At 32.5% G+C, this 1,977-nt stretch carries 2 protein-coding genes and 1 pseudogene; 1 reads left to right on the top strand and 2 read right to left on the bottom strand.

Annotated features, from left to right (window positions below):
- Positions 1-412, top strand: a pseudogene (locus ACKI32_RS03025) (HEAT repeat domain-containing protein); the annotation flags it as partial.
- Here ACKI32_RS03025 and ACKI32_RS03020 read toward each other — a convergent pair.
- Together ACKI32_RS03020 and ACKI32_RS03015 are read right to left on the bottom strand one after the other, a co-directional pair.
- Positions 413-1,240 carry a carbon-nitrogen hydrolase family protein gene (locus tag ACKI32_RS03020; RefSeq protein ID WP_407413361.1) on the bottom strand — a complete coding sequence of 276 codons (828 nt, stop codon included), beginning with the start codon at positions 1,238-1,240 and terminating at the stop codon, positions 413-415. It lies immediately after the preceding pseudogene.
- Positions 1,241-1,289: 49 nt separating this feature from the next.
- The coding region (locus ACKI32_RS03015) for a PsbP-related protein (protein WP_407413359.1) at positions 1,290-1,977 on the bottom strand (688 nt) is incomplete at its 5' end.

Raw genomic sequence — 1,977 nt, 5'->3', positions numbered from 1 at the left:
CGCCATCCAAGCATTAGGGGACCTTGCAACTGATGAGTCAATCAAGCTAATCAAGGATATAAGAAAAACAGAAGATGATAAGGACTTTAAGAAGTCATGTAATAAAGCTATTAAAAAGGCAGAAAAAAGGAAAAAAGCTAAAGCATCTGGTGAAGCTATAGTTAAAGTTATTCCAATGAGTACAATAAAAGAAATGGAAAAAACTAATATGCAAAAGGCTATTAAGGAATATGAAAGGTATGTTGAAGCAAAACAGCCAAAAGATGCTCCATATAAAAGATTATGTGTTCTTTACAGAAAAGCAAATGACTATGATAATGAGGTTAGAGTCATAGAAACCGCTTGTGAAGTATTCAAAGACAATGATAAAAAATTAGCTTACTTTGAAAAAAGGTTGGCTAAATTGAAATAGCTATTTTCTTTTAATTTCGTAGAGATCTTCTCTTTTATTTTTTAAAAGAGGAAGTTCTTCTCTTATTTTTTTTATTATATCTAAATCAATTTCTGAAATGATTAATTCTTCTTTTTCACTAGCTTGTGAGATTATTTCTCCCCACGGATTTGTTATAATTGAGTGGCCAAAGCTGTGATAGCTTGCATTTTCATTTAAAGCAGGTGCAACACCAACACAGAAAATCTGGTTGTCCAAGGCTCTTGATTTAAACAACAATTCCCAATGGGCAGGGCCGGTTGTCATGTTGAATGCGCCGGGATAGAATAAGATTAAAGCACCTTCTTCAACCATAAGCCTTGCAAGTTCTGGAAAACGTACATCATAGCAAATTCCAATGCCTACTTTTCCAAATTCGGTTTCAGCTATTGTGATATCATTTCCGGCAGTTAAAACATCGGATTCTTTAAATGTAATTTTATCTTTGACATCAATATCAAAAAGGTGCATTTTCCTATGTTTTGCTATTATTTCGCCGTTTTTGTCAAAAAGATAACTGGTATTGAATAGTTTGTCATTTTCCTTTTCAGGAATGGACCCTGCAAGGATATAAACATTATTCTCATTGGCCAGGTGTGAAATTCGTTTTAATGTAGGGCTAGCTGTCTCTTCTTCGCAGTATTCAATGAATTTATCATTTGAATAGGGGCAGATAAACATCTCTGGAAGAATTATAAAATCAGCGTTTTCACTAGCACTTTCTTTAATCATTAAACTGGCTTTGTTCAGGTTTTCCTTTTTGTCGTCAACCACATTCATTTGACATAAAGCAAGTTTAATTTTAGTCATTTTAAACACTTAAAAATAAAAATAGTAAAAGTATGAATTTAATCATACTTTAAGCAATATGTGCTGTATTAATGATGGAGTTCACATCATCGGATGTAACGGAATTAAATGAATCTCCCATAACTCTAAAGACGTATAATTTACCATCACTAAGTAATGAAACATATCTTGTGTAATCACCGTCAGAATTTTCAAATACGATATTTGAACCGTTTCTACTATCTAATGTGAATGTTTCAACAAGTTCTACATAAGCGCCGTTATCTTGAGCATGATCAATTCTATCTAGAGTAACCTCTTTTAGATTTGTATAATCGCTAGTAACATTGTAATACTCAAGAACTACATCTCCTTTTTCAAAGAATATCGCGTCATCATGGTCGGAATCGGTGTAATTTGATTCTTTCCATTCTTGAGGATAGCTAAATGAAAAACCATTGGCATTGTACTCATTTAAACTACTTGTTTGTATTGGAGTGGAAGTAGTTTTATTCTGTCCACCAGTAAGTACAATTCCACAAATCACAATTAAAGTTATAAGAATGATTGCACCAATAAGAAGTTTATGTTTTTTAATAATACTGGTTGTACTTTCATTATTGGAAGTTTTTTTCACTTTAGTATCTTTTTCAAATATATCTTTTCCTTTTGGAGCTGAAACTTTTGGTTTTGGGAAAACATATCCACAATTTCCACAAACCGGAGCACCATCATAACTAGGATTTCCACATTCAGGA

Source organism: Methanobrevibacter sp. (assembly GCF_045611865.1).
Lineage (GTDB): Archaea > Methanobacteriota > Methanobacteria > Methanobacteriales > Methanobacteriaceae > Methanocatella.
Note: the sequence above shows the minus strand (reverse complement) of the source record. Positions and strands in the feature narration are given on the sequence as shown.